Source organism: Legionella rubrilucens, assembly GCF_001468125.1.
Lineage (GTDB): Bacteria > Pseudomonadota > Gammaproteobacteria > Legionellales > Legionellaceae > Legionella_C > Legionella_C rubrilucens.
Genome location: NZ_LNYT01000004.1, coordinates 13,506 through 39,699, shown reverse-complemented (window position 1 = coordinate 39,699; position 26,194 = coordinate 13,506). Strand labels below are relative to the sequence as shown.

Below are 26,194 nucleotides of genomic sequence, written 5' to 3'. Positions count from 1 at the left end.
ATGTTCTAACTACTATAGTATAGTAAGAAGGGTAAAAGTCTAATAGTGAAAAGTAAATTTTATGAAAAAAGAGTCGCCGTCAAGAATAGTGACTGTTTTAAAGAACATTTTTGATGTTCGCAAATGGTCTGATTTCGACAGAATGAAGTCGTTTACACTGTATCTGGGGGACGGCTTTAAACGGCTTTTCGTGCCGCAAAAAACAACGAGCAGCGGTGAGTCATTTAAGATGGCCATGGCCAAATACAATCTCTCTGAAAAAGATTTAATCGCCCAGCAAAAAGCGCTTTTCCGATTGAGTGTTTTAATGTTTATTGCGGCCATTCTGGTCTTTTCCTACGCCGTTTATCATGTGATTTATGGATCAATCAGCGCGGTGATCATCAGCCTCGTGGTGATGCTCATCGCCCTGACGTTGGCATTTCGTTATCATTTTTGGTATTACCAGATTAAAGTACGAAAACTTGGATGCACCTTCAGGGAATGGTTCAGGCAAGGTTTGATGGGTGAAAAACCATGAATAAAATTGTTAGTACGTTGTTAATGACGTTGTTCCCTGCGCTGGCTTTAGCAGCAGACAGTTCCTCTGGTTCACTGAGTTTTGCCCCGCCTCCCAGTGATTACTCTGTGGTTTTCCTTGGCAATATTTTTGGTATTGTCGACGGCGTGCTGCATGGCAGCGGCAGTCAGATCATGGGCAGTATGTTTTCCGTGTTTAACTCGGCGGTATTGGCATTAGGCGGTATTGTCATCATGTATACCCTGCTGGTATCGACTATGAATACCGCGCAGGAAGGGCAGATGCTCGGCCAGAAATGGTCATCCATCTGGGTTCCCGTTCGTTCGACTTTAGGTCTGGCTTTATTAATCCCCAAGGCATCCGGCTATTGCCTCATGCAAATTTTTGTGATGTGGGTGGTGCTGCAGGGTGTGGGTGCCGCGGATAAAGTGTGGGAAGCGGCCTTGAGCTATTTAAACCGCGGGGGTGTGATTGTTCAGACCCAGATTAATCCATTGACGTCGTTGCAGGCCGGCGGTAACAGTGTAGCTACCGGTGCATCCAAGATTTTGGCCGGTCAGGTGTGCATGGCTGGTATTCAACAGGCTTTGGAAAGCCAGCGTCAAACCTTAATGAGCCAAAAAAGCAGCGGGGAAGGGGTTTGCTCCGGCACGCCTTCTGCAGCCATGGCGCCTTTCTGTAATACGGCAGTTCCTGATTTTATTAATTCCGTGAATATGGTCGCGGTTCAGAATGCGGATCCTTCCAAAAACACGTTCACAGCCAAGATGCCGAATTTTGATTCCAATAATCCCTATGCGGTTTTAAACGGCATTTGCGGCTCGATTACCTGGAGTTCCATTGCCAACATCAATACGGTGTCCGGGGTGGTAAAAAACAATGATCTTGAAACCGCCAAGATGTCCCGTGCCATTGCCATTCAGCAGATGTACCTGGACTTGGCCATGGTGGCCCAGGTGATGGTCAATAATAACCCTTCGCTGAACCCTTCTTCGTCTGGCGCGAACACCAACAATAAACCGTTCGCACCCGGTGTTGCCCAGCAACAGTTTGGCGTGCCTTACCTCAACTCCGGTTCGGCCTGCGATGGCCCTTCGACCGATTGCGTCAGTTGGGGTCCTGACTCCTCCAATTCCAACGCCCCCTTGTTTAGCGGCACCGAATTTCAGGGCGCCATAACGGATTATAACGGCATCATGATGCCAACGCTCAATCTTATCCGACAGGCCCAGGACAGCAGTAACGCCAATAAGCAGCGCGCGTTTATTGCCCAGGCGCAGCAACAGGGTTGGCTCATGGCCGGCAGCTACTTCTTTGACTTAGCCCGCCTGAATGCCTCTGATTTGCAGACCGCCAATCAGACCGACACCAACACCGGCTTGGAGGGTAGCCAGTTTGACAGTCAGATTCCACTCAACGCGTTTAGCCAGAACAAGCAATGCAGCGGGACTTATGCGGCCTTGTGTCAATGGTTAGGCGGTAACCAGACGGCAATCCAGAACATGGTGGGATTGATTAACGGTTCCACACTGGTCGGTCCCAATAACCCGCCGCTGAGCCCACCGACCTTTGGTAACAATGCGGCTCAAAAAGCACAAAGCGGGGTTCTTTCCTCAACCGTTTATGGCTTCATCAATAACTCGGTTATGGTCAATCTGCCGGGCCAACCCGGACTGAATCCGCCCCAGTTTGCCATGAAGTTTAATATGGATTTGTCGCCCGGACCCATGTACTTAAAATCGCAGGATTTCCCTTGTGGTGAAGTCAAGATTGTCTTCTTTAAATTCTGCCTGGGGCAATTGTTAGGGGACATCTTCTACAACCTCATCATCAGGAACCTGTTCAACTTCTTCCTGACCATGATGTCAACCATTATTAACATGATTGTCATGTCGTTCCTGTCCCTGCCGTTACTCGGTATGGCGGAAATCTTCAAGCACGGGGTGTCCTTCATTCAGCAGCCGACGGTTAACCCGGTGGTGGCACTGGCCAACATGGGGGTTAACTACATTAACTTCGCCAATGAATTATGGATATACCTGATGGGTCTTGCCATCATGAGCGCCATTATTCCCTGGTTCGGTATCTTTATTTTCCCCTTGCTGGCCATGGTCATGCCCCTGCTGTTCGCCTGGTTAAGCACCATGGTGAGCATCGGCTTCCTGACGGCCTACTACATTCCGTTCCTGCCGTACATGATTTTCACCTTTGGCACCATCGCCTGGCTGATTGCGGTGATTGAAGCCATGGTGGCCGCACCCATTGTCGCTTTGGGTGTAACTCATCCGGAAGGGCATGATGCCTTCGGTAAAGGCGAGCAGGCGATCATGATCCTGATGAACGTTTTCCTGAGACCCGCCATGATGATCATCGGTTATATTTCAGCCATTGCTCTCTCCTATGTGGCAGTGTGGGTGATTAATGCCGGTTTTGCCAATGCAGTCACCTTCGTTCAGGGCGATCCCAATGCGCCGACCTGGAATGTCACCGGGGCTTCTGATTTTGGCAAATCCATCATTGCCGGAGCGCCTACTGGCAATGGCAGCTCCTATCAACCGGATCAAAATTACGCAGCTCAGAAAGCAGCAAGAATTGATACGACCATTGGTTACACCGGCTGGGCGGGTATTTATGGATTCTTCTTTGCTATCCTCATCTATACCACCATGTACATCACAGCAGTGCAGAAATCGTTTACCTTAATTACCTACCTTCCCGACAAGGTGCTCCGGTGGATTGGAGGGCAGGGCGAGAGCATAGGCCAGGAAACGTCGCAATGGGCTGAAGAAGGCAAAAAACAAGTCGAGGGTGCCGGCACCAGCACGATGAAGGCTGCAGGCCAGATGGATCAACAGCTGCAGGGTTACGCCATGAAGGGTATGAAGAAACTCACCGGCCAAGGGGCTTCCAAAGGCGCCAGTGTCAGTGGTAAGGGGGGGGACACAGGTTCAAAGGCGGAAGCGACTCCTAGCAAAATGAAACCTCCGGTCGAATAGCCGGAATATCGCATAGAGCCAGAATGAACTGGCTTTATGCTGCAAGGAGTCGCTGCTGTATGAAAGTTTCAATACACCCTTGTTCAAGGTGTATCCTTCTAGTCGTATTGCTCTTTGGTACCAGCCAGTATGAGTTTATAAACCCGTTCACTGATCATGCCCTGCTCAAATTTATCCTTGGCATCAATGGTCATTAACTGGCCGCGTTGCCTCACCAGTTTTCGGGTGGTAGAGGTTACTTCATTGGGATCGCTTTCCAGCAGGATATCCCGTACTTCTTCATCAAAAACCAGGTATTCGCGTAAGGCGACCCGCTTTTCATCCACTGTCGGTACCAGCTTTTGCCAGATACAAAGGCGAATGGTTTCAAGAATATCAATGGTGCGGCCCAGGCGCTCTTCGCCGGAAAAGGAGGTGACCAGACGGCGCATGGTTTCTGCTACACCGGAGGTATGCAGTGTGGTATAGACTGGATGGCCGGTTAATGCCGCTTCCAGCGCCGCACTGATGGTTTCAGCATCGCGACACTCTCCTACCATGATGAGACGAGGCTTGCGGCGCAGGGCGTTACGCACCCCGTCAGCAAAGTCAGGCAGGTGGCGGGGAATCTCGGATTGGCTGACGACAGAAGAAATGGTCTCAATTTCGTCATACACAAATTCAATCGGTGCCTCATACGTCAGTACCTTGCGGTTAGAATCGTCTTTTTCAATCAAGTCACGGATAATGGATGCCAGCAGTGTCGACTTACCCGAACCCGTAGCACCGGTGATGAACACAATGCCTTCCTGCGGAGCAATGGCTTTAATGATATTATCCGGCAAACCCATGGTCTCGAGTTTGGGGGGCGTGGTAGGAATTGTTCTTAAGGTAATCTGAATAGCGTCATGTCCTTCCACCAGACAGGAGGTCGCGTTGACCCGGTAGCGGTAACGTACGCCGCGATTGGGGCGGAATTCGTAATGGGTGTCAATGTCCTTGCCGGATAATAATTGCGTGGTGGCGTTCGGTCCGTAAATGGAGTTAATCAGATCACCCAACTCAGTGTTTGAAAGGCTGCGGTTAGTGATTTTAAGCAGGCGGCCATACACTTCAGCAAAAATGGGAGAGCCGGTTTGAATGGTAATATCCGAGGCCTTTAAACTTTCGGCATGTTCAAGCATTTTGTCCATAAAGACAGGTGTAAATCGCGTGGGTTCATCGGGCATTAAATTGATATTGCTGCTCATAAGTTAGCCTTGGCTGAAAATGATAATGAATTGAAACGGGTTTATTGGCCTTGCAGCCGGGCTGTAAGGCCTGTCAGGGATACCCCTTGTTGTTAAAAGTATATACTAACAAGGGGTTGCAAGCATGGAGAAATTGCTAATTAACAGGGGTAATGTCCTTACTGACCGGGGCAATGGTAGGCTGCCAGGATTTGTTGGTAATCACAATCTTGGCATTTTGCGCCAGTTTTTCCATGGTGCGGAAATGTTCCAGCGCTTCCTCGTCTTTAGCCACCGCCGCACGCCACTCTTTGCTGTTAATATTAAGGGCTGGCAGTGCGGTGATGCGCAGGACGCGATCATCAATATGAATTTCCGAGCCATCCCCTGTTACGCCGAGATCGGTGTGTGAAACGTAGGGGGGGGATACCATGTTCATCGCTAACAGCTTACGGTACAGAATCATGCCGTTATAGTCTTCTTTGATTCGGGCTACACTTTCTTCAAGAATGGTATTGGCCTGCTCAATGCCGTTTTTCCATCCTTTAGTGACATAAAAACTCCACAATTGCCGCTCTTCCTTGGTTTTGGGCAGAAGGGTAATGTTGGGGTATTCAGGTTTTTTATAATCCATCCACAGGTATTGGCGCCAATTGGGCGGCGTGGTGATAAAATGCGCCTGCTTAGCCACCTTGTACGTTCGGTCAGAAATTCGGATGGTTTGCATGTCCGCCAGATTGAGGGTATTGCGTCCCTCGAGTAATACAGGCGGCAGAATATTGTGCTCAAGAACCAGCGCATTGAAATCAAAAACAGCATCCAGATCGCGAGCCTTGCGGGTTAACTCTTCGTCAATGATCTTGGCCCGGCAGGCTAAACCGGATTGAGCGCCGAGACTCAAGGCCGTTTCTCGAAGCGCCATTTCGCGAATTTTGCTCATGCCGTTTTTATTGGACGTAACGCCGCGGGTATTGGCCATGGCCTGCAGACCAGCCAATGAGGCAGTATCGCCATTAATCACCACGGTTGTCTGATGCGAAGTAGAGTAACAACTCGCCAGCAAGGCGGTTGCGCAGGTCAAAGCGAGACTAGGAATAAATTTTAGCATAGCGTAATTCTACAACCTGACTGTTAGGGTAAACGTGAATGCTGGCTTTTCGACCTGCCTGATAATCGATATCACGCAGAATTTCAGCCAGGCTCTCGTCCTTGGCGGTAATGCTGATTAGTACCGGTACAGCCGGCTCTTTTCCAAGAATCCGCATGCGAAAGTGAGCGGCTTTGGCAATGCGCGCAGTAAGTTCTTCAATCGGTCCGGACCAGTCGACTGATGCCCGTGCCTGCAAAGTGTAGGCGTTGGGAATGGTCAGGGTATTATCCCGCACAGGGGGGGTGATGACTTTTTCCACACGAGCCATCTCCAGCATGGAATCACTGACAGAGGAAGCGGCTTCGGCGAGTTTGATGCTGGCATCATCGGCAGGGGCATTAATGGGGGGTTTTTTAAACGTGCTATGACAACCTGCTAATAAAAAAGAGGTGGTTAAAAGCATAACAAGCTTGTTGTTCATCTTCTGTGCTTTATTATCGATAAGTACTGCATTGATTGAAACAGGAGCATGGCCCCTTGTCAAGCACAAGTCACGGTATTTCAAACTCTTAGCTCTTTTTATAGAGGGTATAAAAAACCCGACCTGCCTGTTTGCTTTTTAAGGCCTGCCATTTTGTTGGATCAAGGGTGAGTAACTCGGGAGATTCAGCATAAACCAAACCGCCCGAAGGCAGGCAATCGCTCTGCTCAAGGAGGGTGAAACACGCCTCATGGAGCGATTGGGCAAAGGGAGGATCGAGGAAAACAAGATCAAAGGTGTCTCGGGTATTGCTTAAAAACGTCAGGGCATCGCTGTGAATGACCGACAGTTGGGATGTCTCGAACGTGCGGCTGACGGCTAACAAATGATTAAAAACAAGGCGGTTTTGTTCTACCAGAGTGACCCGGGCGGCCCCCCGGGAGAAGGCTTCAAAACCCAGAGCGCCGCTGCCGGCAAAGGCATCAAGGCAACGGGCTCCGCGGATGTCGTGCATCAACCAGTTGAACAGGGTTTCGCGAACCCTGTCCGGCGTGGGCCTTAACCCCTGCGCATCAGGAAAATCAATTTTCCTGCCGCGAAATTTGCCGCCGATGATGCGAACCTGCTGTTTCACTTTTTCCCTACGGTAACTAACAGCATTTGCGAGGGTTTCAGTGCTTCATCAAATGCTTTTTTTATGTCTTCAACACTGACGGCTTCAATTCGAGCCACGTAAGTGTCTAAATAATCATCTGGAAGATTATAAAAAGCGATGCGAAGCAGCATGCCGGCAATGCTGTTATTGCTGGCTAAGGATAGGGGGAAATTACCGGCTAAATATTGCTTGGCGGCTGTCAATTCCTCTTCGCTCGGCCCCATTTTTAAAAAGCCGTCTAGCGTTTCGCGGGTTACCTGTAGCGCTGTGTTTGCCTGATTATTTTCGGTTGCCAGGCTGATAATGAACGGACCGTCCCCCGGCATGGGCACAAATTGGCTGTAAATGCCGTAAGTTAATCCACGTTTTTCCCGAACCTCTGTTGCCAGTCGGGACACCAGGGCACCGCCGCCAAGAATGTAATTGCCCACCATGAGCGGGAAGTAATTGGGTGATGCATGATTAATACCGACCTGGCCCAGGCGCAGCATGGTTTGGGATGAGGGAAAAACAACGTCCACTTTTTCTGCTGCGGCTAATGCCTCGGCTTTTGGAATGGGGGCCGCATGTTCGCCTTTGGGTAAAAACTCAGTCAGTTGCTCAGTAATCTGATGCGCTTTTTCCTCATCGATGGCGCCAACCAGAACAATGACGGCATTGGCGCCGACATAATACCGTTTGTAAAAGTTGCGTACCTGCCAGGCATTCAGCATTCTTACGGTTTCTGTTGTGCCATTGACCGGATGGGCATAGGGATGATTTTTGTAAAGCTGCTTAAAGAATGTCATGTTAGCGACATCATCCGGTGATTCCTGCATTTGCGCAATGGTCATCAACAACTGATTCTTCTGGCGGTTAAAGGCTTCCTGTCGGAAAGCCGGTTTATTAATGATAAGGGAAAAAGCGTCGACCGACTGTTTTAACGCTGCCTCCGAGGTCAGTGTCTTCAAGCGGAACACAGCCATATCCCGGCTGGTTTCATAATTGTATTGCGCCCCGGTGTCCGCGATGGTTTCTGCAATCTGCGACGCATCCAGGCGGCCGCTGCCCTGATCAAGCATGCTGGCAGTCAGCGAAGCCAGACCAAATTGCCGGTCATCGTAAGCGGAGCCTGCGGCAAAGGCCACATTAATGTCCAGCATCGGCACTTCGTTCGCCTGATAAAACACCACTTTGGCGCCATGGCTGGTTTCCCATTTTTTGGTCTTAAACGTGTTGGCCTCAGTCGCAGCGGCGCATGAAAAAAGGAAGGCAATCAAAAACAATCGTTTCATTATCGTCTCTCAGGTTGGGACACTGGGAATAACTGGGCTTCAGTCATGGATTCAGCGCGGAAGTATTTTTTTGCCGCGTCCTGAATCTGCTGGGGAGTAATGCTGTTGATTTTATCCGTGTAGGCATCGGCTGTTTTCCAGCCCAGGCCTATGGTTTCCAATACGCCAATTTCCATGGCCTGGCCGAAGATAGAATCCTTTTCGAAGGTTTTCTGAGCAATGATCTGGGTCTTTACCCGCTGCAGTTCCTGGGCGCTGACCGGTTCTTTCTGCAGGCGCTGCAACTCCTTCAGTACGCCGGCCTTCAGTTCCGCAATGCTGTGCGACTGGGTTGGGATACCAAACAGTGTAAATTGCGTCTGGTAACGGGTATAAAGATCGTAGTAAACGTCAACGTTGCTGGCCACGTGCGAACCGCGCACCAGATTGCGTGCGAAGCGCGCGCTTTCACCGGCATCAAGAATCGCCGCAATGACTTCCAGGGCATAAGGCTCCCAATCGTTTTCGGCTGTTTTTACGCTGGGTACGCTGTAGCCGAACATCAGCATGGGCAGTTTGGCCGGCGCATGGATTTCAACGGACTTGGTGCCTAAGGCTGGCGGCTCCTGCTGAGGTTTGCGAATGAAGTCAGGCCGTCTTGGGATCTGACCAAAATACAGTTTGGCAAGTTCATGCACCTTGTCGGCGTTGACATCGCCTACCACCACCAGGGTGGCATTGTTGGGTGCGTAAAAGTTTTGATACCAGGATTTTAAATCCTCGATATTCATTTGTTTAATGTCGCTCATCCAGCCAATCACCGGGTGATGGTAAGGATCAGTGAGATGAGCCGCCGCGAGATAACGCTCGAAGGTTAAAGCCTGAGGATTATCGTCCGTACGCAGGCGGCGCTCCTCCTGGATGACTTTCATTTCTTTGGCGAATTCGTCTTTATCAAGCAGCAGATTCTGCATGCGATCGGCTTCAAGTTCAAAGGTTGTCGGTAATTGCGACGCGGCAATTTTTTCAAAATAGGCGGTATAGTCATAATTGGTAAACGCATTTTCTTCTCCACCGACATTGGCAATGGTTTTGGAAAAGGTGCCCAGGGGGTATTTTTCTGTCCCTTTAAACATAATGTGTTCCAGCGCATGCGAAACGCCGGTGATCCCGCCCGGCTCATCCGCCGAACCAATGTTGTACCAAATCATTGTCACGGCCACGGGCGCGCGGTGATCTTCCTTGACAACAATTTTCAAGCCGTTATCCAGGGTGTACTGGTGGACATTGCCAGCCGCATAAGAGGATAAAGCAGCGCAAAAAAGCAATAATGCAAGCCGCATGGATTAACTCCGAACCAAAAAAAGTGATAGAATTTCACATTTCCTTCGTTTTGTACACCTTATGATTAAATGGTTTAAAAGAAATCAGGATGAAACTTCGCTACCTTCTGCGGCTGATGCAGGACAAGGCGAAGATTTGACTGTAGAAAATTTGCCCGCCGACACGGGACAGGCGCTGCCGGCTGACAACGAGGCGCAGAGCAAACCGGGATTCTACGCCCGACTGAAGCGAAGCATGAGCAAAACCCGCCATCAATTGGGCGAGGGCATTGGCCGTTTGCTGCTTGGCCGCAAGGAGCTTGACGCGTCGCTGATGGAGGATATCGAAACCCTGCTGCTCAGTGCGGATCTTGGCATTGAGACGTCACAGGCCGTTTTACAGCAGGTCAGCGATAGCCTGGCCCGCAAACAACTGGCAGACGGGGAGGCGGTGTATGGGCTGCTGAAGGAACGCCTCACCGCCTTACTGGCCGCAAAAAGCCAACCTTTAATACCGCAGACCAATGATGGTACGCCGTTTGTCATTTTAACGGTCGGGGTCAACGGCGCTGGAAAAACCACCACCATTGGCAAGCTGGCCAGGCAATTCCAGCAACAGGGGAAAAAAGTCATGCTGGCCGCTGGCGATACCTTTCGTGCCGCAGCCGTTGAACAATTACAGGTCTGGGGGGAGCGTAACCAGATTCCGGTCATTGCCCAGCATACCGGCGCAGACAGCGCGTCAGTCATTTATGATGCCTTGCAGGCGGCTAAAGCGCGTGGTATTGATATTCTTATTGCCGATACGGCGGGTCGTCTGCATACGCAGGGCAATCTGATGGAGGAATTGAAAAAAGTCAAACGGGTGCTTCAAAAGCTTGAACCCCAGGCGCCGCATGAAACAATGCTGGTCTTGGATGCCAGTATTGGGCAAAATGCGCTTAATCAGGCACGCGAATTCCATCAGGCCGTCGGTTTAACCGGGATTACCATGACGAAACTCGACGGTACGGCAAAAGGAGGAATACTGTTTGCCATTGCCAATGAATTAGGGATACCATTTCGTTATCTGGGGATTGGTGAAGGGATTGACGATCTACGTCCCTTTGACGCAGAACAATTTGTCAGAGCCATATTCAATGATGATTAAATTCGATCAAGTGAGCAAACGTTATCCCGGCGGCTTTGAAGCGCTAAGTCAGGTTGACTTTACCCTGCAGAAAGGCGAGATGGCCTTTATTACCGGTCACTCGGGGGCGGGCAAAAGCACGCTGCTTAAATTAATTGCCAAACTGGAGTCCCCTTCTTCCGGTCAGCTGACCGTCAATGGCGTACGGCTTAACCAGCTTAAAAAACGGGAAATTGCCTGTTATCGCAGCAGTCTGGGCATTACCTTTCAATCGCCCAACCTTTTAAATGATCGCACCGTGTTTGATAACGTCGCTTTGCCTTTGCAGATTCAGGGCGTTCAACCGGCCATGATCGCCAAGCGTGTGCATGCCGCGCTGGACATGGTTGGCTTATTGACCAAGGAGAAAATGCAGCCCGTCCATCTGTCCGGCGGGGAGCAGCAGCGTGTCGGGATTGCCCGGGCGGTTGTGCACAAGCCTGCCTTGTTGCTGGCAGACGAGCCTACTGGAAACTTGGATCCCAGCCTGTCATCGGAAATCATGAGGCTGTTTGAACAGTTCAATCAGGTAGGGGTGAGTGTCTTGATTGCGACTCATGATTTGGCTCTGATTGCCGGCATGAGGCATCGAATCATCATGCTGAAGGGAGGGCGGGTATGTTAAGAAGCATTCGAGCACAGGCAGCTTACCACCTGCAGGCAGCAACCAACAGCTTTAATTTTCTCTGTCGCCGCCCGCTGGCGACGATGATGACGGTGATTGTGATCGCCATTGCCCTGGCTCTTCCTGCGCTCTTTTGGGTTTTCAGCGACAGTTTGAATCAATTGACCGCTGACTGGCAGCGTGGCGGCCATATCTCTCTTTATTTAAAACAGCCTTTATCCACGGCGGATCAAAATAAAACCCTGATCCAGATTCAGGAAACCGAGGGGGTCGGGCACGCCACCCTGAAAACACCGGAAGAAGGCATGCAGGAACTGCAGAAACAGGAAGGAATGAACGACATCATGCGCTACCTTCCTGAAAATCCACTGCCGGCGGTGATCGAGGTGATTCCAGCGGTGGGGATAGATACACCGCTTAAAGTGGATCAGCTCTATGCTCGTCTGAAAGCCTTACCTGACGTGGAGCAGGCCAAACTTGACATTGAATGGGTAACCCGGCTTCACGCCATTCTCGGGTTTGCCTCTAAAACGGCGCATGCCTTAATGGCGCTGCTTGCCTGCGCGGTCGTTCTTATTGTCGGCAACACCTTGCGTTTAGCCATTCATAACCGTCATGAAGAAATTCAGGTTCTGAAACTGATTGGCGCCACCGATGCCTTTATTGTCCGCCCTTTTCTGTATTCCGGGGTCTGGTATGGTTTAGTCGGCGCTATCTTTGCCGTGTTGCTGGTGAATATTTTCATGTTAAGCATCGCAGTCGCCGTTCAGGAGCTGGCGTCATCCTATCAAATGCACTACCCGCTGCTTGGTTTATCGGTCAAGCAGGCTTATCTCATTGTTTTTGCGGCCATCCTCCTTGGTTGGCTGGGTGCGCGATTGTCGGTTAAAAGGCAGTTGGCGGCGATAGAGCCTTATCATTAAAATGTTTAGAGGCTGCCGTAAGCGGTCTCTATTCTAATCAATGTTAGGGATGATAACTTATAGGTTATGAGGTACGTTGTAATAATTTAGTATTTGCTGTCAAAATGTGAATATGAGAGTTACAAAAATCACTATCATGAGTAACAAAGGTAATTCCCTTGTTTTTGCACAGCTCAGACAAAATTTGATCATTGAAATCAGTGTTTCCTTGCTCAAACTCTGACATAACTTGATTAATGTCTAACAATTCAAAACCACTTTCAATGCATTTGCAAAATCTTAATATTTTTCGAACATCCGATCCTATATCGGATGCAATAGTTGTAAAATCTGAAGTTTTTCTGAAGTCTTTAAAGGATAAGTCTTTCTCCTTTAATTGATGTGCATCCAAATGCAACCTATATTTAATCCTTGAATACCTATTTATAAATTCAGAAAGGATTAATGCATCAATAAAGATTTGACATTTGGCATTTAAAATCTTAAAAAGTGCTCGTGAGTATATGCCCACGTATGGTTCATTAGGAGGTTGGGGACCATTGTTATATAGCCAAATATTTGTATCTAAAATCACATTATCAGAGGGTTTAAAATTATAGTTATCTATGTTTTGTACATTCTTCATCTATTTCCCCAGCTTCTTTTAAAGAATCTTTAAATTTTTTGGGATTTTTAAAATATTGCTTGGCAGTATCTACTACACGTTTCAATAACCTTAAATCATCCTTATTACAATCTGTGACGCTTAATAACTTGGGTATCTGTGTTTCACTAAACTCGCCATACAATTGACCAATAGCTGCATTTAAAAATGCTGATGTCAAAAGCTGCACATTGAGAAAAGAAAGTTCAATTTTTCGTTCCTCTCTTAATGCTGGGCAAATCCGCTCATAAACTTTTTGCCCATCATCAGCGGCAACACATAAGGGACTGCCAACAATTTCGTATACTGAAATTGTAATAGTTGATTTCATTATTAGTCCTCAAAATATATCAGTGGGTGATATTTCCTCTGATAAAGTGTAGGAAACATCATCATGGGTAGCAATTTCAATATTTACTACTGTACCAGGAAATGGGTGTAGCAATTGACTTGCCCTATATGAGCTATTTTCTCTACAAAAATACCCATTTTCTGAGACTATCTGTATTCTACCACCATTTAAATCAATAAATTCGCATAACAGTTTGAGTCCCAGTCCCCCAGGAATTTCGCCTTTTTTTGTAGTATTACTACCTCTCGTAGCCCAAACAATTGCCTCATCAGCCTGCAAATTAATACCTATGCTTTCTTTAATATTCGTGCGAATCCCTATACCTAGATCGGAAATAGAAAAATTTAAGCTATTACGTTTTGGGAAAAATTGACCACAGGTGAAAATCCCTAGTTTCGTTTTTGAGTGGAGCACCGAATTACTAAATATTTCAAAAATACTTTCTTTGAATTTCTTTTTCAGTCCAATAGACATCTTAGGTACTTCGTCTCGGTCAATAAATTCACTTTCTACATATTCTGCAAATGAACGCCCATCTTTAACGTCAAAATGACGATATTTTATCGTGGTTTTCCAGCTATCAACGATGCTTTTTTTACCATAATGGCTAAGAAATCTATTCTTCAACAAAATGCTTTCTACCTGTGGCTGTAAATTAACTAAGTCGACATTATTGAGGTTACTTGTCACATGATAGAGTATGGCTCCAAATGATGAGCACATATCTGCATCAAGCCAGGCTGTGGTGTTCATGTCAATTTGAATGGTTTCAAAAGTATACTCTTTTGCTTTAGCATATAAATTGGTAAGTTCTTCAAAACCAGATTTATCATGTCTAATATCTGAGAGGAGAATTTTGGGCAACTGTATCCTCACTTCTAATAATGGGCTTGCCATAGATTAAACAAAATATATCCTCATTATAAGTTAATTCTAAGATTCAAGGTAATTTCTAGTCATTTGATGGTTCTATAATGGTTTTTAAGTTATTGCGTCAATGGAAGTGGCAGTGAGATTAACCCGCATCAACAGATACTAGCAAAGTTTAATCTATTAAAAGTATTTGAATTGTACAAAAAACAATCTATACTTAATTGATGGGTTAAATTCAATAACCGTTTAAATTCGTGTATAATAAGGCTGTCTGTAAGGAAACCGACAGACAGTTCATTAACCCTGTTATGGTTTTGATAACTGGAGGAAGTACCCTATGAGTCAACAACTGCAATTGGCATCGTTAAATTTGCCTATAGGCAGTATTGATGCGTACATTTATCGGGTCAATCAGATTCCGATGCTTTCTGCTGAAGAAGAATTGAACTATGCTGAAAAATACCATAGCGAAGGCGACATTGAGAGCGCCCGTCAGCTCGTGCTGGCACATTTACGCTATGTCGTTCGGGTAGCCCGAGGCTATCTGGGTTACGGTTTACCCTTAAACGACTTAATTCAGGAAGGTAATATTGGCTTAATGAAAGCCGTCAAGCGGTTTGACCCCAAAATGGGAGTCCGTTTGGTCTCGTTTGCCGTTCACTGGATTAAAGCGGAAATCCATGAATACGTGTTGCGTAACTGGCGCATCGTGAAAATCGCGACCACCAAAGCACAACGCAAGCTGTTCTTTAATTTAAGACAAATGAAAAAACGCCTCGGCTGGTTTAACAGCGAGGAAATTGATGCGGTGGCCAATGATCTGGGTGTCAGCCGCGAAGACGTGGTGATGATGGAACAGCGCTTGAATGCCATGGATGCGTCTTATGACGCTTCAGCCAATGACGAGGACGATGAGGCGTTTAAAGCCCCCGTGCATTATCTGCATGACAGCAGTAATGATCCGGCTCTGCTGATTGAACAGGAGCGCAGTGGGGTTCAGGGACGCGATCAGTTATTCCAGGCGCTCGACTGCCTGGATGAGCGCAGCCAGGACATTCTACAGCAACGCTGGTTAGCCGATGACAAAGTCACCCTGCATGATCTCGCTGACAAATACGGCGTTTCCGCTGAACGCGTGCGTCAGCTGGAAAAAAATGCCATGAAAAAACTGCGTCAATACATGGAAGAAGTGTCTGCCTAAGCCTTATGCCCGCCAGGGCATAAGCGATTCAGCTTCAGCGCGTTAATACTGCCAATATCAACATGTTCATGTTATCAGGCTGTTCCTGCCTTTACAGGAACAGCCAAATCAGTTTACCAAGCTCTCTTTCTCCGAACTTCTAATTCAAATGCTGCAAGAGTCTTTTGCGCGTCGCCTCATCAACGAAGGCGGTTTCAAGGGCCATGCGTGTAAAATGAAGCATGTCGTTATCCGAGTAATGGAAGGTCTGCTGTACACGCTCGTACTCATTGGCCAGGTTGGTATTAAAAAAGGGCGGATCATCGGAATTGATGCTTAACATCAATCCGGCATCCTTAAGACGGCGTATGGGGTGATTGGGGATATCCTTAAAGAGGCCAAGCCGCACATTGCTGGATGGGCAGATTTCAAGCGCAATCTGGTTGTCTTTGAGGCGTGCGATGGTTTCAGGCGAATGAATGCTCTGCACGCCATGGCCAATGCGTTTAATCGGCAAATAATCCATGGCCTCATTCATGCCATCCGCCGAGGCAAATTCTCCGGCATGCACCGTGGCCTGAAGGCCGCCATCGACTGCAATCTGATAAGCTTCGGCAAAGCGTTTCGGAGGATAGTTGATTTCATCACCGCCGAGGCCAAAACCCACGATGCAGGGTAAGTCTTCTTTAATGCCCTGTTTTGCCACCCTCACGGCAGCTTCTTCGCCGAAATGACGCACGGCCGTGATAAGGATACGCCCGACAATGCCGTGTTGCTGTTCGGCATCGTCAATGGCTTGCTGAATGGCTTTCAGGTGTTCACTGGATGGAATGCCGCTGACCATTTCCGCGTGATCGGGCGAATACATCATTTCGGTATAAATGCTGCCGCCCAAGGCACTTTCTTTGAGGTATTCAAAGGTTACGTCATAGTAATCCTCGGGAGAGGCAATAAGGGCGGCAATCTGGTCATAGGCTTTTAAGAAATCCATGAAGTCGCCGTAGTTGTAACTGGTGCCATTGGCATTAATGAGGCCGGTCGGTAATTGCAACTGGTTGCGCTTGGCTAGTTTTTGCGCCAATTGAGGCCTGATGGTTCCTTCCAGATGAACATGCAACTCGGCTTTTTTAATGGTCATACTGATAATCCCTGAGTTAATCTATAATCAATGGTAACTTACCATAAAAACCGCTAAAATGATTCGCTAAATTTTGTAGGATTCATTATGAATAAACATGACCTTGATAAAGCCTATGTCAGCCCAATCGACAAATTTTTACATCAATTTGATGCCGATCATGAAAAGTCAGCTTCACAATTGAAGGAAATAAAAAAATACGAACGCATCAATGCCCTGCGTGATAATCCCAATCTGCCTGAGTTAGAAAGCGAAATCTGGCGTGATTTCTAGCGATAGCCCGGATGTCCTGGCGACAGCCGGGTTGTTTAGTGACTGAGAGCGGCATTAACCAATCAGCAAGTGCAACAGCTTGTAAGCCAAGATCGTCAACAGTGACGCAGCCGGCAGAGTCAGTACCCAGGACATAAAAATATTACGAATCACGATCAAATTTAATGCGCCAATACCGCGTGCCAACCCGACGCCTAATACGGCGCCCACCAGCGTCTGAGTTGCAGAGACCGGGATTCCCGTACTGGTCGCGACGACGACCGTTGTCGCGGCAGCCAATGTCGCAGCGAACGCGCGGCTGGGTGTCAGTGCGGTAATGGAACTGCCTACTGTTTCAATGACACGGCGTCCATACATGAGAAATCCGGTTACGACGCCAAAACAACCCAGAAAAATGATCCAGGCCGGGTAATTGGTCGTCGCAAACGAATTATCCGGATGCATGACCAGGCTATGAACAATAGTCAGCGGTCCGACAGCCAGTGCCACGTCATTGGAGCCGTGAGCAAAGACCATGGCGCAAGCGGTTAAGGCCATGAGCACGGCAAAATATTTCTCCACCTGAATGAAACGTTCGCGGCGGCGAATTCGCGGCATTTCGGGGATGCGTTTAATAAAAAGAACCCCAATGATGGTGATGGTGATGCTGGTCGCCAGCGTGACTGCCAAATCCTGCTTTAAATTCAAATGGATATCAAAATGGTTTAAGCCTTTAAAGACGGTAATGAACGACAGGACCGATCCAACTAAAAACAGGTAAATGGGGATATAAAGTTTGGCTTTCTCCAAAGGGTCGGATTTGACAAAAATGGTTTGCTGAATGCTGATAAACAGGGTGTATGCGGTAATACCGGCAATCAGAGGCGATGTAACCCAGCCAATGGCGATATGGTAAACCTGACTCCATTGAATGGCTTCAGGACCAAGGACCACGGCACCGAATCCTACCATGGAACCTACCAGGGCATTGGTAATTGATACGGGAACGCCAAGGTAGCTGGCCAGATTCATCCATACTGTACAGGCCAGTAAGACACCCAGCATGCCTTCAATCAAAATTAAGGGCTGGCTGGATAACTCGCTGCTGGTAATGATGCCGTCACGCATGGTTTCTGTCACTCCGCTGCCGCCCAGAAAAGCACCGGCGAACTCAAACACAATGGCAATGAACATGGCCTGGCGGACGGTAACCGCTTTGGAACCCATGGTTGTACTCATGACATTGGCGAGATCATTTGCGCCGACGCCCCAATTCATTAAAAAACAAAGCGCAAGCGCAGCAAATAACAGATAAATAGAATAATCCATAGACAAAATTACCGGGCAATTAAAATCTGTAAACGGCCGCCGACTGTTTGAGCATAATCTGCCAAGTCACCAATCCATTGAACCAGCTTATAGAGAAAGATAATCTCGAGAGCGGGCAGTTCTTTTTCCAACTCAAAAATACGGTGCCGGATGTCAGCAAGCTTTTCGTCGCTGTCGTGTTCAATTTCATCAAGGGTGACAATCATTTCCTCAACAATTTTGACCTCGCTGCCGCGAAAACCGCTTTCCAGCAATTCATCAAGTTCATTGATGGCTTTGCAGGCTTGTTTGGCGGCATCAAGGCATCGCTCCAGAAAAGGCATGAAGACGGAAGAAAGGGCTTCAGGAATCACCATCTGCCGGCTGACGATAAGCCCGGCAATGTCCTCAGTGCGGTTGGCAATGCGATCCTGGGCACTGAGAAGTTCAAGAAGATCGGTACGGGATACAGGAAGAAAAAGGCCAGTGGGCAAATGCAGACGCAGGTCGCGTTTGATTAAATCGGCTTCTTTCTCAATTTGGGAAATTTTCTCTTTGATGGCTGCAGCGGCAGGCCAGTCCAGTTTGAGCACCGCCTCAAAAAAAGGGTGCAGCTGCTTGGCACAATGATAGGTTTTTCGCATGTGCTGTTCGATAGGGCGGATTGGAGAAGGCCCAAACATATTAAATATGCTACCCATAGTCATTATGCATGCTGGAAGAGTTGGGCTGATTATAGCGAAACTTTTGTAAGAACTAAACCATTACTGCAAAATTCGCGCGATTCAGGCGTTTGTACTGCTACACTAATAATATCTCACAGGAGTGGACATCATGAAAAAATGGTATCTGTTGTTCTCTCTGGTTGTCGGCAGCGTTTTTGCAGAGCCAATGATAACCAAGGTGATTGAGCTGCATTATCAGAATGCCGCTGAAGTAATTCCCTTGATTAAACCGCTCCTGAAGGAAGGAGAGCAGGTCACCGGGACAAAACAGACGCTGATTGTCAAGGTGTCGCCGGACACTCTGACTACGCTTCGGGCGGTACTTCATAAACTGGATACGCCGCCTGTGGTGTTTGAAATCACCGTTTTTCAGGGCGACCCTGACTGGTTATCCACGCAGGACAGCGACACCATCACCATCAGTACCCCCTCCCAAATCAACCAGCGCCGCCGTCAATCCATTACGGTGATGAACGGTGAATCGGCCTTTGTCAGTACGGGTGAAAATCAGCCGGTAATCCGTTCAGTGGGTTTGGGATTATGGACAGGCGTCAGTTTCGATCGCCGGCTGGTGCAGAGCGGGTTACTCATTGAACCGATTCTGCAGGGCAACAAAGTAAAAATACTCATCAAGCGCGTTCGAGAGCAGACCAGTAATATGAGCAACCAGGTGTTTCATGAACAGAAAGTGGAAACGACCATGCTGGTTCCCCTTGACCAATGGGTGGCCTTAGCCAGTGCGCAGGGCAGCGCTCCGGCGGAGCCGGGAACGGAAGTCATTCGCGCAGGCACCCCTTTTGCGCAAAATTCAACACTCTATATCAAGGTTAAAATCCTCTCAAAGAAAAGTTCGGGAATTAACAAGGAATAGCCAGGGGTTATTTTGATTTCACCAACCACAGAAAAGTATTGCCGAATGCTGTTTTTACTAAGCCTGCTGGTGTTAACGGTAACTTATTTTTTAAAAGACCGATTACCCGATCCTGGTTATTATGATATGACAACGCTGTCGCCGCCATTGCAGGAACCGACCAGCCAGAAAGCATTTACTCTGACCGTCAATCATCAGCATTATGTTATTCGTCCGCAGTATGAATACCAATTGAATGGGGTGGTGGTGTCTTATAACAATTCGGATGGTTTTGGCGATATCTGGCATCATAAACGCTGGCAGGATTTTATTAACCTTCGCGATCTTTGCGTGGTGTGGGGCGACAATGTCCGTACCGGGGTTTATAAAAAAGTGCATTTCAACAGCGACAGCTGGACCTGCTGGGTGTCCTGGTCAGATCGCCAGACCGGGGAAATGTTTAAAGGCAATGCCTTGTCCAATAATCATTTGCTTACGGATAATCTGGCCATTAAAAGAACATTGATGCAGGCCGAAGTCGGTGATCAGATTCGTCTGCGCGGCGTGCTGGCTGAGTATGCCAATCAAGACACGCGCTTTAAACGCGGAACCAGTGTCAGCCGCGACGATACTGGCAATGGGGCCTGTGAAACCATCTATTTATCGCAGTTTATCATTGTAAAAAAGGCCAATCCGGGGCTAAGAGCGCTTTATACGGCGGCCCTGTGGAGTACGATACTGAGCTTTATTGCCTGGGTTGTGATGATTTTTATTGCTCCTCACAGGAAATATCAACGTAGATAACACGTTTTTTAGCCTGTTAACTTGACAAGAGTAACCAATGGCAAAACAATGATTCTCCTAATGAGCAGACAGCAAGAGGATGATGATGCAAATTGCCAGTATTTCGGGCCGTGAAATTCTTGATTCACGGGGAAATCCCACCGTTGAAGCCGATGTATATCTTGACAATGGACTCATGGGCAGAGCCTGTGTTCCCTCTGGCGCCTCAACCGGCAGCCGTGAAGCCTGCGAATTACGGGATGGCGAGCCGAATCGTTACCTGGGCAAAGGCGTGCGGCGTGCGGTGGGCCATATTAATCAGGAAATTAACCAGGCCTTGAAGGGCATGTCAGTGGACAGGCAGGAAGCCATTGATCAACAACTCTGCCAACTCGATGGCACAGAGAATAAGTCCCGCCTCGGTGCCAATGCTATTTTAGCCGTGTCTTTGGCGTGTGCGCGTGCCTATGCCAAAGCCAGGCAGCAACCTTTGTTTGTCGCCCTGAACGAAGGTGAAATGATGACCATGCCGGTACCCATGATGAATGTACTTAATGGCGGGGCGCATGCCGACAATAACGTTGACATTCAGGAGTTCATGATTATGCCGGTGGGTGCGCCTGATTTTACTACGGCATTGCAAATGGGCACAGAAACCTTCCATGTATTGAAATCGGTTCTCAAAAAGCTGGGCTTAAACACGGCTGTTGGCGATGAGGGCGGTTTTGCTCCCGATTTAAAATCAAATCGTCAGGCGCTTGATGTGTTATCGCAGGCCGTAGAAACGGCCGGATTTAAATTAGGCCGCGACATGGTGTTTGCTCTGGATGTCGCCGCGTCCGAACTTTACACCAATGAAGTGTATCATCTCGCCTCGGATCATCAGCAACTGGATAGTGATGGATTGATTGCCTATTACCAGGAGTTGGTGAATAGCTACCCCATTGTCAGTATCGAAGACGGCCTTGACGAAAGTGATTGGGCAGGGTGGCAGCGTTTAACCGCTGCATTAGGCGAGAGAATCCAATTGGTTGGCGATGATTTGTTCGTCACAAACCCGGCCATCCTGCAGCAGGGGATTAACCAGAAATTGGCCAATGCCATTTTAATCAAACTCAATCAAATCGGCACGTTAACCGAGACGCGTGAAGCGATTCGTCTGGCGCAGACGAATCAGTATCGCTGCATCATGTCGCATCGCTCCGGTGAAACGGAAGATACCTTTATTGCTGATTTGGCTGTCGCCACTGGATGCGGCCAAATTAAAACCGGTTCCTTATGCCGTACGGATCGAGTTGCGAAATACAATCAGTTATTGAGAATTGATGAGTTGGCAAAATTACCCTATGCCGGTAAAACGGCCCTGGCAAGAGGCTAAGACTGGTTTGGTGTTCTGGCTGCCAGAATTAACGGCAGCCGAAACCAGGGAACAAATTAAAAATCAAAAACTTAGGCAACCTGTTGGGCTCAATCCATCAAAAAGGTACAAATTCTCGCCAAACGGTCACTTGCGCGTGTATAATTAAGAAAATAATTCTTTCTGGCTAATCCATGCGATCCATTGTGGTCATTTTGATACTTGCACTCATCGGCCTGCAATACAAATTGTGGCTGGGCGATGGCAGTGTTTTACAGTGGCGACAACTTGAGCAAAAGATAATCGAACAGCAAAAGGAAAATAAAAAGCTGGCTGCACGCAATCACGCCATTGAAGCCGACATACTCGAGCTCAAAAGTGGTGAACAGGCTCTGGAAGAGCAGGCTCGGTATGAACTGGGCATGATTAAAAATGATGAAGTGTACTATCAGTTTGTAGAGTAATTCGTCGGTGTGGACATTTTAAGTATCCTCATGCAGGATTGGACACATCAACCTATGACGCATGTTGCCCCCCCTCTGTGTGACCGTGCACACCGAGGAGAGGCGGATTATCCCGTTATTCCCCCCAGGCCTCATTTTGCTTTTTTTAATTCGCGTTTCAGTTGCCTGCGAAATTTCTGATAATCCACTTCCAACGCATGACGCACACTGGTTTTGAAACGGGAGCGGGACGCTTTGATTTCCTGGCTGATTTTAGCACTCAGATCGGTGGGACGGGGCAATGCACCGGCAATGATTTTGGCCGCAATTTTAGCCTGGTAATCAGCCAGTGGCCAGATGCACCCCTGCGGCTGAAACAAGCCAATAAAATAAAGATTGTCCCATGTGGCATGCATCATTTTGCGATAAAGCGGAATGTGAGTGAGTTGACTGTAATCAAGAAAATCCTTATCAAAAAAAGGAAAACTGATTTGATAGCCTGTGGCAAAAATGATGACATCAAACTCATCCTGACGGCCATCCACAAAATGCACGGTGTTGCCTTCAAAACGGGCAATGCCTGGCTTCGGAAAAATCTTGCCGTGACGAATAAAATAGAGCAACTCAGAATTGATGGTGGGGTGAATGGCCAGCGGTCTGCAATGCGGCTTTTGTAATTTGTATTTCGGGTAGCGGCCCTGCAGGATGCGGATAACACCGGCAGCCAGAAGCTGTTTGGGCCAATCGGGCATCCAGCGAATTTTGTTAAAGGCAATATCCGTCGGTTTACCAAAGATGAATTTCGGGAAAATATGTTGACCCCGGCGCATGCTGATGCAGGTTTTGGGGGACAGGCGTGAGATTTCTACGGCAATATCACAGGCGGAATTGCCGCCGCCGACAACCAGGACCCGTTTGTCTTTAAAGGGCGCCGCTTTTTTATAATGATGGGCATGAAGGATCTCGCCGCTAAAGCGCCCGGGGTATTCCGGCATGCGGGGATCCCAATGGTGGCCATTGGCAATCAGGAGGTAGTCAAACTCGCGCTCATGCAATCCATCCTGATTGCGATAAATGACCTGCCATTTTTTATCCTGTCGCAACTGTATTTGTTCAACGGTAGTGTTAAAGGCGATGTATTGACCAATCCCAAAATGTTCAGCATATTTTTCAAAGTAGGTCAGAATTTGCTGATGAGAGGGGTACTCCGGGTAGCCGGGCAGCATTGGGAAGTCTTCGAACTGGGACAGGTATTTGGAGCTGATGATGTGCGTGGTTTCATAAACACTGGAATGCTGGTTATTTTCATCAAAGACCCAGTTGCCTCCGAGACGTGCATTTTTTTCAAAAACCTGAAAATTGGTTAATCCCTGCTCGAGTAAATTTTTAGCTGTTGTAATACCGCTTGGGCCTGCGCCCACCACACAAATACTGGGTGAATCATTACCTGGTTTCATAAAATACTTAGTTCAGTTTAAAATTTTAGTGCTGCCGCGTCTTTTGAGACTTGTGCACGACAGCCAGAATATTATTCAGCATGAGCTGTTGGATTTCTTTGTTTTTCTCAATAGTAAAATGGTTAACGCCGACGTTTTTCAACGTGGTGACGTTCATATTATCCACCTGGGTATACTGAGGATCGAGCGCCTTGACGCGAAGACCGCTAAACATGGGAACAAAAGACGGTTTGTAGAGATTAATCACATGCTTGACGTTGGGCGGTACAGCGAGGGGCGATACGGCATCGACGGTAATCAACAAAGCGACTGGAATATTGGCGGCATTTAAGATACGGGCTACTTTAATCTGGTCATTGGCGCCCAAGGAGTGGCCGACCAAGATAATAGGGGGATGTAAATGGCCGGCGCGGTATTGCCGCACGATGCTTCTGCCTAATTCACTGGATCGAAACCAGACTGTGCTTTCCGTTTTAATATGATGGTTCTTTTCAAGATTAGCCTGCAGTTGATTCATGCCGGTACTAAAGATACCGCCCAGACCGCCCCGCATGACATACACGCTTGCTGCCTGGGGGCTCTCATTGGATTTCCCTGCAATGGTGCTTCGGGTGGTCGCCAGATCCAGACATCCTGCCAAAGACAGAGCCGCTAAAAGCAACGCTACAGAAAAAATCGCATGCTTGTTTTTTTTCCGATTATTCCTGTTCATATCAATTGTCTTATCACAAAGAATAAGTTGATTTTACCTAAATTCATAACGAGATAAAACCTAAATCAAGCCCGTGGTATGAAGCTGTCTGTGTAGCAATCAATAATAATTTGCCAATTAAATGCGCATGTGTCGCCTTTCCTTAAGGTTTACATAATATTCAGGCAATAAAATAGCGACTTTGGTAAAGGGCGTTCCGGTCCTTTAAAGCCAAGGCCGGAGGGCGCGGAGAGGTAGTATGCAGACTAAATCAGAAGAAACGAGTGATAATCAACATTTTATCGGCGTGTTTATTAAGGACACCAAAGAAGGTCCTGGCCATGCCTCCGTCTGTACAGTGAAGAAAAAAGCGGATGGCGAAACCAAAGTCACGCACACCAGTATTTATCCGGGTCCCGTCGGCTCGTTGATTAACGGCATGCTTTTTGGTTCTGTTCCGGTGCGGGCGATGTTGGCAAGAACACATGAACAGGATTTGGATGAATCCGATCATGTGCTGTTAAAACCCGTGGATGAAACAGCCTATAAAGAGGCTAAGGCCACTCAGCAACAGATTGAACAGAATACCTCCAAAGGTCATACAATGTATGGTGTGTTTGGAAAATTCAATCCGCTTGCCACCATGACTTCCAGAGTGTTTGAGGCGCATAAAAGTGCTCACAAAACCATAAGGCATTACCAGGAGCATTTAGGCGTACATCCCCCGGAAGATATGTGCGGTATTGTTGTTTACCCGAATCATTCCCATGTTGTCGAACCGGTTGAGGTTCATAACTGCACTTCCACTGTGGGAGAAGTGTTGCGTGGTGCCGGTGTGGAAGTGCCCGAGACGTTAGTGCCTTCCTTTTATACACCCAGGTTGGAAAATACCGGTTTTACCCGCATGGATAAAAAGGAGTTCACTGGCCGCTTCTTCGACAGTGCAACGTCAACCGCTGAGTCGTCTTCGGATTTCCCAAGTTCATTCAAGCCCTCCTCCTCCAGCCTGTAATGATTGGCCATTCACCCGTCTGTTAACAGGTGAATGGCCTGGCTTTCAGTTCAATTTGGCGCCTGAATGATGAAGCTCGTCCGCGAGTCCGTCAGGCGTAATTCCCCAGGGCTTATTGGTTTGAATGTCAGCTCCACCGGCATTTAAAACATCAGCGACCAGGGTGCTGCAATTGGTTACCGTCGACGGCGGGACAGGCAATTGCCGCCGTTTTTCCATGTGTAAATGAATTTCGATGGGATCGTGACTGATGAAATGAGGTGAATCCCGAAAAAATCGGGCTAAATCAAGCCCGGGCAGCAATTGGTAACGCAGGTGGCCTTCAGCAATGTCTGCTTTGACCTTCTGAAGCCGTTGCTGCATGGCGTTGGTATCAAGATGATTAATTTCAAATGTCAAATCCGGTTGTTTGGGTGTTCTGTCTGCCTGTGTGAGAAGCGGTGGTGGCTCCATGTCGTTTGTAACCGTTTTTTGATCAGCACAGGCTTCCAATAGCATATCCTGGGTCAAGGATTCCGCTGTATCGGCTTTAAGCGGCAGGACAGCCAGTGGACCCATGGATGGAAAATTTTGGGGATGGATGCTGCCGTAATCGCCCTCATCATCGGTATGGAGTTTGGGTTCTGAACCACCAATCTGAATTGCGGCATGTCCTGGCCCATTCCTGGTCTTACGCCATATAAAAACATAGGAATTCGGTTGCTTTTTTGATTGAGGCTGTGCCGGTAATACGTCGGTTGAGGCAGTGTCACCGGTGGGGGGATAGTCTTGTTTTTCTGAGATTTTTTTTTCTAATGATGCGGCAATCGATTTGTCAGGAACAGTATTCAGCGTGCCGTGTCGTTTGTTCGGTCCAGAAAAATAGGCGGTAAGCCATTCAAACATAAGA

General features: G+C 47.9%; 27 protein-coding genes. 12 read left to right on the top strand and 15 right to left on the bottom strand.

Features of this window, described 5'->3' with window-relative positions; all coding sequences use genetic code 11:
* Positions 1-61: 61 nt before the first annotated feature.
* Positions 62-520, top strand: coding sequence for a type IVB secretion system protein IcmV (icmV, locus tag Lrub_RS01505; protein WP_058530438.1), 459 nt, complete (start codon positions 62-64; stop codon positions 518-520).
* The gene (dotA, locus tag Lrub_RS01500; RefSeq protein ID WP_058530437.1) at positions 517-3,516 is read left to right on the top strand and encodes a type IVB secretion system protein DotA; all 3,000 of its coding nucleotides are present in this window, start codon (positions 517-519) and stop codon (positions 3,514-3,516) included. The genes icmV and dotA overlap by 4 nt, the downstream gene beginning before the upstream one ends.
* A gap of 98 nt (positions 3,517-3,614) precedes the next feature.
* Here the strand turns inward: dotA and dotB are convergent, their stop codons facing one another.
* The 6 genes from dotB to Lrub_RS01470 form a co-directional block, all read right to left on the bottom strand.
* Positions 3,615-4,745, bottom strand: a complete 1,131-nt coding sequence (gene dotB, locus Lrub_RS01495; protein ID WP_058530436.1) for a Dot/Icm type IV secretion system ATPase DotB — start codon at positions 4,743-4,745, stop codon at positions 3,615-3,617.
* 136 nt (positions 4,746-4,881) lie between these two features.
* Positions 4,882-5,832, bottom strand: coding sequence for a type IV secretion system DotC family protein (locus tag Lrub_RS01490; protein ID WP_058530435.1), 951 nt, complete (start codon positions 5,830-5,832; stop codon positions 4,882-4,884).
* The gene (gene dotD / locus Lrub_RS01485; RefSeq protein ID WP_058530434.1) at positions 5,813-6,295 is read right to left on the bottom strand and encodes a type IVB secretion system lipoprotein DotD; all 483 of its coding nucleotides are present in this window, start codon (positions 6,293-6,295) and stop codon (positions 5,813-5,815) included. The genes Lrub_RS01490 and dotD overlap by 20 nt, the downstream gene beginning before the upstream one ends.
* Positions 6,296-6,383: 88 nt before the next feature.
* Entirely contained in the window at positions 6,384-6,929 is a 546-nt protein-coding gene (gene rsmD / locus Lrub_RS01480) for a 16S rRNA (guanine(966)-N(2))-methyltransferase RsmD (RefSeq protein WP_058530433.1), read from the bottom strand.
* Entirely contained in the window at positions 6,926-8,224 is a 1,299-nt protein-coding gene (locus Lrub_RS01475) for a M16 family metallopeptidase (RefSeq protein WP_058530432.1), read from the bottom strand. The genes rsmD and Lrub_RS01475 overlap by 4 nt, the downstream gene beginning before the upstream one ends.
* Positions 8,224-9,546 carry a M16 family metallopeptidase gene (locus Lrub_RS01470; RefSeq protein ID WP_058530431.1) on the bottom strand — a complete coding sequence of 441 codons (1,323 nt, stop codon included), beginning with the start codon at positions 9,544-9,546 and terminating at the stop codon, positions 8,224-8,226. Before Lrub_RS01470 ends, Lrub_RS01475 begins: the two co-directional genes overlap by 1 nt.
* 61 nt (positions 9,547-9,607) lie before the next feature.
* Between Lrub_RS01470 and ftsY the strand changes: the two genes are divergently transcribed.
* The 3 genes from ftsY to ftsX are packed head-to-tail and all read left to right on the top strand — an operon-like array spanning position 9,608 to position 12,241.
* Positions 9,608-10,675: a signal recognition particle-docking protein FtsY gene (gene ftsY, locus Lrub_RS01465; protein WP_058530430.1), complete on the top strand. Its 1,068-nt coding sequence runs from the start codon at positions 9,608-9,610 to the stop codon at positions 10,673-10,675.
* Positions 10,668-11,318, top strand: a complete 651-nt coding sequence (gene ftsE, locus Lrub_RS01460) for a cell division ATP-binding protein FtsE (RefSeq protein ID WP_058530499.1) — start codon at positions 10,668-10,670, stop codon at positions 11,316-11,318. The genes ftsY and ftsE overlap by 8 nt, the downstream gene beginning before the upstream one ends.
* Entirely contained in the window at positions 11,312-12,241 is a 930-nt protein-coding gene (gene ftsX / locus Lrub_RS01455) for a permease-like cell division protein FtsX (protein WP_058530429.1), read from the top strand. Before ftsE ends, ftsX begins: the two co-directional genes overlap by 7 nt.
* 64 nt (positions 12,242-12,305) lie before the next feature.
* Here ftsX and Lrub_RS01450 read toward each other — a convergent pair whose 3' ends face one another.
* The 3 genes from Lrub_RS01450 to Lrub_RS01440 are packed head-to-tail and all read right to left on the bottom strand — an operon-like array spanning position 12,306 to position 14,133.
* Positions 12,306-12,866 (bottom strand): PIN domain-containing protein, encoded by a 561-nt coding sequence (locus tag Lrub_RS01450; RefSeq protein WP_058530428.1) that lies wholly within the window; start codon positions 12,864-12,866, stop codon positions 12,306-12,308.
* Positions 12,841-13,215 carry an STAS-like domain-containing protein gene (locus Lrub_RS01445; RefSeq protein WP_058530427.1) on the bottom strand — a complete coding sequence of 125 codons (375 nt, stop codon included), beginning with the start codon at positions 13,213-13,215 and terminating at the stop codon, positions 12,841-12,843. The genes Lrub_RS01450 and Lrub_RS01445 overlap by 26 nt, the downstream gene beginning before the upstream one ends.
* 9 nt (positions 13,216-13,224) lie before the next feature.
* Positions 13,225-14,133 (bottom strand): ATP-binding protein, encoded by a 909-nt coding sequence (locus Lrub_RS01440; protein WP_058530426.1) that lies wholly within the window; start codon positions 14,131-14,133, stop codon positions 13,225-13,227.
* A 313-nt stretch (positions 14,134-14,446) separates the two neighbouring features.
* Between Lrub_RS01440 and rpoH the strand changes: the two genes are divergently transcribed.
* The gene (rpoH, locus tag Lrub_RS01435) at positions 14,447-15,310 is read left to right on the top strand and encodes an RNA polymerase sigma factor RpoH (RefSeq protein WP_058530425.1); all 864 of its coding nucleotides are present in this window, start codon (positions 14,447-14,449) and stop codon (positions 15,308-15,310) included.
* 139 nt (positions 15,311-15,449) lie between these two features.
* Here rpoH and Lrub_RS01430 read toward each other — a convergent pair whose 3' ends face one another.
* The gene (locus tag Lrub_RS01430; RefSeq protein WP_058530424.1) at positions 15,450-16,427 is read right to left on the bottom strand and encodes an adenosine deaminase; all 978 of its coding nucleotides are present in this window, start codon (positions 16,425-16,427) and stop codon (positions 15,450-15,452) included.
* 87 nt (positions 16,428-16,514) lie between these two features.
* On the opposite strand from Lrub_RS01430, the gene Lrub_RS01425 reads away from it, so the two are divergent.
* The gene (locus Lrub_RS01425) at positions 16,515-16,700 is read left to right on the top strand and encodes a CBU_0585 family protein (protein ID WP_058530423.1); all 186 of its coding nucleotides are present in this window, start codon (positions 16,515-16,517) and stop codon (positions 16,698-16,700) included.
* Positions 16,701-16,754: 54 nt separating this feature from the next.
* Here the strand turns inward: Lrub_RS01425 and Lrub_RS01420 are convergent, their stop codons facing one another.
* A complete protein-coding gene (locus Lrub_RS01420; RefSeq protein ID WP_058530422.1) occupies positions 16,755-18,008 on the bottom strand; it encodes an inorganic phosphate transporter in 1,254 nt (417 codons plus the stop codon).
* A gap of 8 nt (positions 18,009-18,016) precedes the next feature.
* Complete coding sequence (locus tag Lrub_RS01415) at positions 18,017-18,688, bottom strand: TIGR00153 family protein (protein ID WP_058530421.1); 672 nt, start codon at positions 18,686-18,688, stop codon at positions 18,017-18,019.
* Positions 18,689-18,821: 133 nt separating this feature from the next.
* Between Lrub_RS01415 and Lrub_RS01410 the strand changes: the two genes are divergently transcribed.
* From Lrub_RS01410 to ftsB, 4 genes are all read left to right on the top strand, one after another.
* Positions 18,822-19,583: a type II/III secretion system protein gene (locus tag Lrub_RS01410; RefSeq protein WP_133134154.1), complete on the top strand. Its 762-nt coding sequence runs from the start codon at positions 18,822-18,824 to the stop codon at positions 19,581-19,583.
* Between the two features lie 45 nt (positions 19,584-19,628).
* A complete protein-coding gene (locus tag Lrub_RS01405) occupies positions 19,629-20,366 on the top strand; it encodes a hypothetical protein (RefSeq protein WP_058530420.1) in 738 nt (245 codons plus the stop codon).
* Positions 20,367-20,445: 79 nt separating this feature from the next.
* A complete protein-coding gene (eno, locus tag Lrub_RS01400) occupies positions 20,446-21,723 on the top strand; it encodes a phosphopyruvate hydratase (protein ID WP_475001222.1) in 1,278 nt (425 codons plus the stop codon).
* A 173-nt stretch (positions 21,724-21,896) separates the two neighbouring features.
* On the top strand, positions 21,897-22,166 hold the full coding sequence (gene ftsB / locus Lrub_RS01395; protein ID WP_058530418.1) for a cell division protein FtsB: 270 nt from the start codon (positions 21,897-21,899) through the stop codon (positions 22,164-22,166).
* Positions 22,167-22,297: 131 nt separating this feature from the next.
* Here ftsB and Lrub_RS01390 read toward each other — a convergent pair whose 3' ends face one another.
* Complete coding sequence (locus Lrub_RS01390; RefSeq protein WP_058530417.1) at positions 22,298-23,602, bottom strand: flavin-containing monooxygenase; 1,305 nt, start codon at positions 23,600-23,602, stop codon at positions 22,298-22,300.
* A 25-nt stretch (positions 23,603-23,627) separates the two neighbouring features.
* Positions 23,628-24,314, bottom strand: coding sequence for a hypothetical protein (locus tag Lrub_RS01385; RefSeq protein WP_058530416.1), 687 nt, complete (start codon positions 24,312-24,314; stop codon positions 23,628-23,630).
* A 238-nt stretch (positions 24,315-24,552) separates the two neighbouring features.
* On the opposite strand from Lrub_RS01385, the gene Lrub_RS01380 reads away from it, so the two are divergent.
* Entirely contained in the window at positions 24,553-25,305 is a 753-nt protein-coding gene (locus Lrub_RS01380; RefSeq protein WP_058530415.1) for a hypothetical protein, read from the top strand.
* A 45-nt stretch (positions 25,306-25,350) separates the two neighbouring features.
* On the opposite strand, the gene Lrub_RS01375 is transcribed toward Lrub_RS01380, so the two are convergent.
* Entirely contained in the window at positions 25,351-26,190 is an 840-nt protein-coding gene (locus Lrub_RS01375) for a hypothetical protein (protein WP_058530414.1), read from the bottom strand.
* Positions 26,191-26,194: the final 4 nt, after the last annotated feature.